Annotated in this window: 8 protein-coding genes; 2 read left to right on the forward strand and 6 right to left on the reverse strand. The window is 76.0% G+C overall.

What is annotated here, in order from left to right:
• The 5 genes from AC3WUG_RS18930 to rpmE form a co-directional block, all read right to left on the reverse strand.
• On the reverse strand, nt 1-1,148 hold a 1,148-nt coding region (locus tag AC3WUG_RS18930; RefSeq protein WP_492329084.1), incomplete at its 3' end, for an MraY family glycosyltransferase.
• Entirely contained in the window at nt 1,145-1,804 is a 660-nt protein-coding gene (locus AC3WUG_RS18935; RefSeq protein WP_308161176.1) for an L-threonylcarbamoyladenylate synthase, read from the reverse strand. The genes AC3WUG_RS18930 and AC3WUG_RS18935, both read right to left, overlap by 4 nt.
• Nucleotides 1,801-2,805, reverse strand: a complete 1,005-nt coding sequence (gene prmC / locus AC3WUG_RS18940; RefSeq protein WP_492329085.1) for a peptide chain release factor N(5)-glutamine methyltransferase — start codon at nt 2,803-2,805, stop codon at nt 1,801-1,803. Before prmC ends, AC3WUG_RS18935 begins: the two co-directional genes overlap by 4 nt.
• Nucleotides 2,802-3,893, reverse strand: a complete 1,092-nt coding sequence (prfA, locus tag AC3WUG_RS18945) for a peptide chain release factor 1 (RefSeq protein WP_492329086.1) — start codon at nt 3,891-3,893, stop codon at nt 2,802-2,804. The genes prmC and prfA overlap by 4 nt, the downstream gene beginning before the upstream one ends.
• Nucleotides 3,890-4,123 carry a 50S ribosomal protein L31 gene (rpmE, locus tag AC3WUG_RS18950; RefSeq protein WP_492329087.1) on the reverse strand — a complete coding sequence of 78 codons (234 nt, stop codon included), beginning with the start codon at nt 4,121-4,123 and terminating at the stop codon, nt 3,890-3,892. Before rpmE ends, prfA begins: the two co-directional genes overlap by 4 nt.
• Before the next feature lie 151 nt (nt 4,124-4,274).
• On the opposite strand from rpmE, the gene AC3WUG_RS18955 reads away from it, so the two are divergent.
• Complete coding sequence (locus AC3WUG_RS18955; RefSeq protein ID WP_492329088.1) at nt 4,275-5,039, forward strand: hypothetical protein; 765 nt, start codon at nt 4,275-4,277, stop codon at nt 5,037-5,039.
• 14 nt (nt 5,040-5,053) lie between these two features.
• Entirely contained in the window at nt 5,054-6,220 is a 1,167-nt protein-coding gene (locus tag AC3WUG_RS18960; protein ID WP_492329089.1) for a glycosyltransferase family 4 protein, read from the forward strand.
• A 156-nt stretch (nt 6,221-6,376) separates the two neighbouring features.
• Here AC3WUG_RS18960 and rho read toward each other — a convergent pair.
• Nucleotides 6,377-8,034 (reverse strand): transcription termination factor Rho (gene rho / locus AC3WUG_RS18965; protein ID WP_492329090.1); only part of this gene is annotated, 1,658 nt, incomplete at its 5' end.

Below are 8,034 nucleotides of genomic sequence, written 5' to 3' on the forward strand. Positions count from 1 at the left end.
GGCTCGGGCCCCGTCGGCGGGCGCACGCCGGGGCCGCCGCCGGGCGTGCCGCCGCCCGCCGTGCTCCGGCCGCGCAGCGGGCCGAGGGTCAGCGCCAGCGCGGCCAGCACGCCGACGGCCAGCCCGACGAGCACGGCGGTGGTGGAGAACCACACGAGCGCGGTCGCGGCGCCGGTGAACACGAACGTCCACACGTACAGGATGATCACCGCGCGCCGGTGCGAGTGGCCCAGCGCCAGCATCCGGTGGTGCAGGTGCATCCGGTCCGGGTGGAACGGCGACTTCCCGGAGCCCACCCGGCGGATCACCGCGAGGCCCATGTCGAGCAGCGGCAGCAGCAGCACGGCCAGCGGCAGCAGGATCGGCAGGAACGCGGGGAACGACTGCCGCGTGGAGGCGATCGCCGGGTCGATCTGCCCGGTCACCTGGATGCCCGCCGCGGCGATCACGAGGCCGATGAGCATCGACCCGGAGTCGCCCATGAAGATCCGCGCCGGGTTGAAGTTGTGCGGCAGGAAGCCCACGCACGCCCCCACCAGCAGCGCCACGACGAGCGTCGCGAGGTTGGAGTAGTCGCCCGGGCTGGCGTCGCGGGTGAGCTGGTAGGAGTACAGGAAGAACCCGGCGCCGCCGATCGCGATGAGCCCGGCCGCGAGCCCGTCCAGCCCGTCGACGAAGTTCACGGCGTTCATCGCGACGACGACCACCAGCACCGTCAGGCCGAGCCAGATCCGGTCGGAGCCCAGCACCACGCCGTCGATGGGCAGCTGGTAGAGCTGCACGCCCATCGACGCCATCACGAACGCGGCGAGCACCTGCCCGACCAGCTTCGTCATCCAGTCCAGGTCCCAGATGTCGTCCGCGACGCCCAGCGCGCACACGATCGTCGCCGCGGCGGCGATGCCGATCACCGGCTCCGGCCGGTCGAAGACGTCCGCCAGGAACGGCAGCTGGCTCGCCATGACGAGGCCGACCATGATCCCGGCCCACATCGCCAGGCCGCCGAGCCGCGGCGTCGGGATGGAGTGCACGTCCCTGCTCCGCACGGCCGTGATCGCGCCCCAGCGGAGCGCGCACCACCGCGCCAGCGGCGTCAGCACGTAGGTCGCCGCCGCGGCGATCAGCAGGAGCAGGAGGTACGCCCTCACCGGCCGGCGTCACCCGCCACGACGGGGGCGACCTCGCGGAGGCGCTCCAGGGAGATGGCGCCCTGGCGGACGACGCGGAGCTCGTCGCCGGTGGCGTCCACGATCGTCGAGGCGACCTGCCCCGGCGTGCGACCGCCGTCCAGGTACGTCTGGACCCGGTCGCCGAGCTGCTCGTAGGCCTCGCCGACCTCGAGGGCCGACGGCTGGCCGGTGCGGTTCGCGCTCGACACCGCCATCGGGCCGGTGCGGCCGAGCAGCGCCAGCGCCACGGGGTGGTCCGGCACCCGCAGCGCGACCGTGCCGTGGGTCTCCCCCAGGTCCCAGGCGAGCGAGGGCTGGGCGACCAGGATGATCGTGAGGCCGCCCGGCCAGAACGCCTCGGCGAGGTCGCGCGCCGCGGCGGGCACGCCCATCGCCAGGCCGTCCATGGTGCGCGCGTCCGGCATCAGCACCGGCGGCGGCATCTGGCGCCCGCGGCCCTTCGCGGCGAGCAGCGCGTTCACCGCCGGCGGCGTGAAGGCGTCCGCCCCGATGCCGTACACCGTGTCCGTCGGCAGCACGACGAGCCCGCCGCGCTGCACGGTGTGCACGGCGGCGTCGAGGGCCGGCCCCCAGGTCGCGGGGTCGGTGGCGTCCAGCACGGCGTCGGCAGTCACGGCTGCGAGTCTCCCACGGCCGGCTGGGCGTGGGGACGCGGCTCGCCCGCGGGGGCGGCGGGGGCCGCGGGGGCGGTCGCGGGCGCGGCGGCCCGTCGGCGGGCGACGAGCATCCGGGGCCGGCCGGTGAGGTCCGGGCGGGACTCGACCGCCTCGAAGGCGCCGGTCGCCTCGGCGGCCGCGCGGGCGGCGGCGTCCTGCACCTCCGCGTGCTCCATCACCAGCAGCCCGCCGGGCACCAGCAGCCGGGCGGCGGCCGCCAGGACGGCGCGCGGCACCTCCAGCCCGTCGGCCCCGCCGCCGTACAGCGCGAGGTCGGGGTCGTGGTCGCGGACCTCGGGGTCGACCGGCACCGCGTCCGGCGGGATGTACGGCGGGTTCGACACCAGCACGTCGACCGTGCCGTCCAGGTCGGCGAGCACCGCGGGGTCCCGCACGTCGCCGAGCTCGACGCGGACGTCCCCCGCCGACACCCGCTCGCCGTTGTCCCGGGTCAGCGCCACGGCGGCCGGGGACGCGTCGACGGCGGCCACCCGCGCCTCCGGCACCTCGGTCGCCAGCGACAGCGCGATGCCGCCCGCGCCGCAGCACAGGTCCACGACGACCGGGGTCCGCCCCTCGGTGGCGATCCGCGCGGCCTCGTCGATCCCGACCTGCGCGACGGTCTCGGTCTCCGGCCGCGGCACGAACACCCCGGGCTCGACGCGCAGGGTCAGGTAGCGGAACACCGTCGAGCCGACGATGTGCTGCAGCGGCTCGCGGCGCCGGCGGCGGTCGACCAGCCCGGCGAACTCCTGGGTGAAGCCCTCGGGCACGGGGGGCGCCAGCACCAGGTCGAGGCGCGGCAGGCCGAGCGCGTGCGCGGCGAGCGCGGTCGCGTCGTGCCGGGGCGACCCCACGCCCGCCTCGGCGAGGACGCGGGCGGCGGCCTCCACCAGGGCGCGCAGGGTGGGCGCGCCGGGCGCCTGCACGGGGGCGCCGGACGCGCCGGAGGTGGTCACCGCTCCCCCGCGGCGGCCAGCCGGGCGGCCTCGTCGGCGTCGACCGCCGACTGCACGACCGGCTGCAGGTCGCCGTCGAGCACGGCGTCCAGGTTGTACGCCTTGTAGCCGGTGCGGTGGTCGGCGATCCGGTTCTCCGGGAAGTTGTACGTGCGGATCCGCTCCGAGCGGTCGACCGTGCGCACCTGCGACCGGCGGGCCTCGCTCGCGGCCGCGGCGGCCTCCTCCTGGCGCGCGGCCAGCAGCCGGGCGCGCAGCACGCGCATGGCCTGCTCGCGGTTCTGCAGCTGCGACTTCTCGTTCTGCATCGACACCACGATGCCCGTCGGCAGGTGGGTGATCCGCACCGCGGAGTCCGTGGTGTTGACCGACTGCCCCCCGGGGCCGGACGACCGGTAGACGTCGATCCGCAGGTCGTTCGGGTCGATCTCGACCTCGCCCTCGTCCTCCACCTCGGGGAACACGAGCACGCCCGCGGCCGAGGTGTGGATCCGGCCCTGCGACTCGGTGACCGGCACGCGCTGCACCCGGTGCACGCCGCCCTCGTACTTGAGGCTCGCCCAGACGCCGTCGGCCGGGTCGGTGACGGCGCCGCGGGCCTTGATCGCGACCTGCACGTCCTTGTACCCGCCGAGGTCGGACTCGGTGGACTCGAGCGTCTCGGCCCTCCACCCCCGGCGCTCGGCGTACCGCAGGTACATCCGCAGCAGGTCGCCGGCGAACAGCGCCGACTCCTCGCCGCCCTCGCCGGCCTTGATCTCCAGGATCACGTCGCGGGCGTCGTCGGGGTCGCGCGGGACCAGGACCCGGCGCAGCTTCTCCGCCGCGTGCTCCTCGGCCTCGGCCAGGGACGGCAGCTCGGCCGCGAACGCCTCGTCCTCCTGCGCGAGCTCCCGCGCGTCCGCGAGGTCCTCCGCCGCGGCGCGCCACGCGCCGTGCGCCTGCGCGACCCGGCCGAGCTCGGCGTACCGGCGCCCGAGGGTGCGGGCCAGCGCCTGGTCGGCGTGCACCGCCGGGTCGGCGAGCTGCTGCTCGATCCGCGCGTGCTCGTCGAGCAGCGGGCGGGCGGCCGCGAACGGGTCGGTCATCGCGGGGGTCTCCTGGGGGGCGGGGCGGCCGGGGACGGCGGACCCGGCCCCGGACATGCGAAGACGCCGGTGTCGAGGATCTTCTGCTTGCCCGTGTAGAACGGGTGGCAGGCGCTGCAGACGTCGGCGCGGATCTCGCCGGAGGTCTCGGTGGAGCGCGTGGTGAACGTGTTGCCACAGGTGCAGGTCACCTGGGTCACCACGTACTCGGGGTGGATGTCAGTCTTCACAGGTGTTCTCCTCGGGTTGGGCCTCCGGGTCGTGCGCGCGAGCCGCGCACGTGAACCGCAGACCGACGGAACAGTCTGCCAGAACAGCGGGCGGGGCGGAAATCTTCCCGTCGGTCGCGATCTCGGGCGGGCCGTCCTAGCGTCGAGGGCGATGAGCACCCGACGCGCCCCGCTGACCCTGTCCGCCCTGGCCACCGCCGCCCTGCTGCTGTCCGCGTGCAGCGCCGGGGCCGACGACGACGCCGCGTCGAGCGCCCCGCCGCCCGCGTCCTCCCCGGTGACGCCCGCGCCGTCTCCGACCGGCACGCCGCAGCCGGGCGCGCCCGCCGCCGCGGGCTGCACCGGGGCCGGCGGCGCTGCGCCCGCCGGCGCCGCGACCGTCGACACGATCGACCTGGACGGCGACGGCGTGCCCGACCGGCTGTGGATCGCCGACGACGGCGGCACCCGCACGGTCGGCGTCTCCACCGCCGCCGGTGCCACGCTGACCCAGCCGGTCGACCTGGCCGGCCCCGCGGGCGCCACCGCGTTCGCCCTGCGGCCCGACCCGGCCGAGCCGGCCCTGGTGCTCGTCTCCGACAACCGGGTCGCCGACCTGCTGGTGGTGCAGGACTGCGCGCTGGTCGCCGCCACCGACGCCCGCGGCGAGCCGTGGCAGTTCGACCAGGGCTTCGCCGGCCAGGGCACCGGCGTCGGCTGCGTCGACCTGGACGGCGACGGCACCCTCGACCTGGTCGGGCTGAACCTGGTCGACGACACGGTCACCCGCACCCTGATCCACGTCGACGGCACGGTCGCCTCCGCCGGGACGTCCGACGAGGTGGCCGCCGGCACCGACGCCGCGCGGGAGACCGCCCGGGCGATCACCTGCGGCGACCGGACGCTCAGCGCCGACGGGGTGCACGAGCCCGCCTGAGCTGCGCCCCTACGATGGGGACCGTGCTCCGTATCGGCCTGGTGATCGACGACGGCCTCGACAAGCCGGACGGGGTGCAGCAGATCGTGCTGACGCTCGGCCGCCGGCTCGCCGACCTCGGCCACGAGGTGCACTACGTCACCTCCACGACCGAGCGCACCGACCTGCCGCACCTGCACGTGCTCGGCCGCACGGTCTCCGTGCGGTTCAACGGCAACCGGCTGCGCAGCCCGCTGCCCGCGCGGCGCGCCGACGTCCGCCGGCTGCTCGCCGAGGTCCCGTTCGACGTCCTGCACGTGACCATGCCGTACAGCCCGCTGCTCGCCGGGCGCGTCGTGTCCGCGGCGTCGGCGCGCACCGCCGTCGTCGGGCAGTTCGTCATCTACCCCCAGGACCGGCTGACCCGGTGGGGCATCCGGGCGCTCGGGCTCGCGGAGCGCCGGCGGCTGCGGCGGTTCGACGCGATCACCGCGCTGTCCGAGGCGGCGCGGGAGTCCGTGCGGGAGGCGTACGGGCGGGACGTGCCGATCATCGGCGGGCCGGTGGAGCTGGGCGGCGGGGCGGCGGACGCCCTGTCCGGCGCGGCCGCCCCCTCCGCCGCCGACGACCGCCCCGTGCGGATCGTGTTCCTCGGCCGGCTGGTCGAGCGCAAGGGCCCGCGCGAGCTGCTCGCCGCCGTCGCCGCCATGCCCGCCACCCGCCCGTGGACGCTCACGCTCGCCGGCCGCGGCCCGCTGCTCGACGAGCTGCGCGACCGCGCCCGCGCCGCCGGCGTCGCCGACCGGGTCGACTTCCCGGGCTTCGTCGCCGAGGAGGACAAGGCGGCCCTGCTCGCCGGCGCGGACGTCGTCGCCCTGCCCTCGACCGGCGGCGAGAGCTTCGGCATGTCGGTCGTCGAGGCGCTGGCGGACGCCGGCGGCGTGGTGCTCGCCGGCGACAACCCGGGCTACCGCACGCCGATGGCGGGCCTGGAGGACCAGCTCGTCGACCCGCGGGACACCGCCGCATTCGCGCGCACGCTGGCCCGCTGGGTCGACGACCCGGCGGCCCGGGCAGCCGCACGTGCCCCGCAGCGCGCCGCGGCGCAGCGGTTCGAGGCCGGCGAGATCACGGCGCAGACCCTGGCCTGGTACGAGCAGGCGATCGCCGCCCGCCGCGCGGGCGCCCGCCCCCCGCGCTGACCCCCACGCCCCGCGCACACACAGCTCGCCGAGTCTCCACTTCTCGCCTGCGTCCGACCGTCGCGGCACAGGCGAGAGGTGGAGACTCGGCGCCGGGGCGGGACGCGCGACGGGGCGGCACCCCCAAGAGGTGCCGCCCCGTCGTGCGTGCGCGCGTCAGACGATCGCGCGCTGCTGGCTCTCGTCGTGGTGTCCGTGGCCGTTCTGCGCCGGGGTCGTCTTCTGGACCTGGAGCAGGAACTCGACGTTGCTCTTGGTGTCGCGGAGCTTGCCGAGCAGCAGCTCGATCGCCTGCTGCTGGTCCAGCGCGCCCATGACACGGCGGAGCTTCCAGATGATCTTGAGCTCGTCCGGCGCGATGAGGATCTCCTCGCGGCGGGTGCCGGACGCGTTGACGTCCACCGCCGGGAAGATCCGCTTGTCCGCCAGCGACCGGGAGAGCCGGAGCTCCATGTTCCCGGTGCCCTTGAACTCCTCGAAGATGACCTCGTCCATCTTGGAGCCGGTCTCCACCAGCGCCGACGCGAGGATCGTCAGCGAGCCGCCGTGCTCGATGTTGCGCGCGGCGCCGAAGAACCGCTTCGGCGGGTAGAGCGCCGACGCGTCCACGCCGCCGGACAGGATGCGCCCGGAGGCCGGGGCCGCCAGGTTGTACGCGCGGGACAGGCGGGTCAGCGAGTCGAGCAGCACGACCACGTCCTGGCCGAGCTCGACCAGGCGCTTGGCCCGCTCGATCGCCAGCTCGGCGACCATCGTGTGGTCCGACGCGGGGCGGTCGAAGGTCGAGGCGATGACCTCGCCCTTCACGGTCCGCTCCATGTCCGTGACCTCCTCGGGGCGCTCGTCGACGAGCACGACCATGAGGTGGACCTCGGGGTTGTTCGCGGTGATCGCGTTGGCGATCTGCTGCATGATGATCGTCTTGCCGGCCTTGGGCGGCGCGACGATGAGGCCGCGCTGGCCCTTGCCGATCGGGGCGACGATGTCGATGACCCGCGGGGTCAGGTGGTTGGACTCGTTCTCGAGGCGCAGCCGGTCCTGCGGGTACAGCGGCGTCAGCTTGGTGAACTCGGGGCGGGTGCGCGCCTGCTCGGGCGCCATCCCGTTGACCGTGTCCAGCCGCACGAGCGCGTTGGCCTTGTTCGGCCGGCCCGCACCGCCCTGGCCCTGCTGCTCGCCCTCGCGGGGCGCGCGCACGGCACCGGTGATGGCGTCGCCGCGGCGCAGGCCGGCCTTGCGGACCTGTGCGAGCGGCAGGTACACGTCGTTCGGGCCGGGCAGGTAGCCGCTGGTGCGGACGAACGCGTACGAGTCCAGCACGTCGAGGATGCCGGCGACGGGGACGAGCACGTCGTCCTCGGCGATCTCGACCTCCTCGTAGGGCAGGTCGCCCACGCCGCCGCGCTGGCCGCGGCCGCGCTTGCGGCCGTCGCGGTCGCGGTACCGGTCGCGCGAACGCCGACGGCGGCCGCCGCGCTCGTCGTCGTCCTGGCCGGCGTCCTGCGGGTGCTGCTCGCCCGGGTTCTGCCCGGCCTGGCGCGGGGCGTCCTGCTGCTGGCGCTGGCGCTGGCCCTCGGGCTGCTCGCGGCGGTCGCCGCGGTCGGCCCGGTCGCCGCGCTCGCCGCGGTCGCCCGCGGAGGTCGGGCCCTCGGGCAGCGTCACGTCGACGGTCGGCGCGCCGGCGCCGCGACCCGCGCGGCGCTCACCGGTGACGGTGCCGACGGCGTCGGCCGCGCGCGCGGCGCGGTCGTCGGCCTGCTGGCGGGAGTCGAGCGAGCGCTCGACGGCCTCGAGGCCGGCGAGCACGTCGACGG

It is taken from the genome of Cellulomonas sp. EB106-03-03-XG116 (assembly GCF_058792015.1).

What these genes read in the sequence shown, in the direction of transcription:
- prfA (WP_492329086.1), bottom strand. Translation starts at nt 3,893, where the DNA reads ATGACCGACCCGTTCGCGGCCGCCCGCCCGCTGCTCGACGAGCACGCG.
- AC3WUG_RS18955 (WP_492329088.1), top strand. Translation starts at nt 4,275, where the DNA reads ATGAGCACCCGACGCGCCCCGCTGACCCTGTCCGCCCTGGCCACCGCC.
- AC3WUG_RS18960 (WP_492329089.1), top strand. Translation starts at nt 5,054, where the DNA reads ATGGGGACCGTGCTCCGTATCGGCCTGGTGATCGACGACGGCCTCGAC.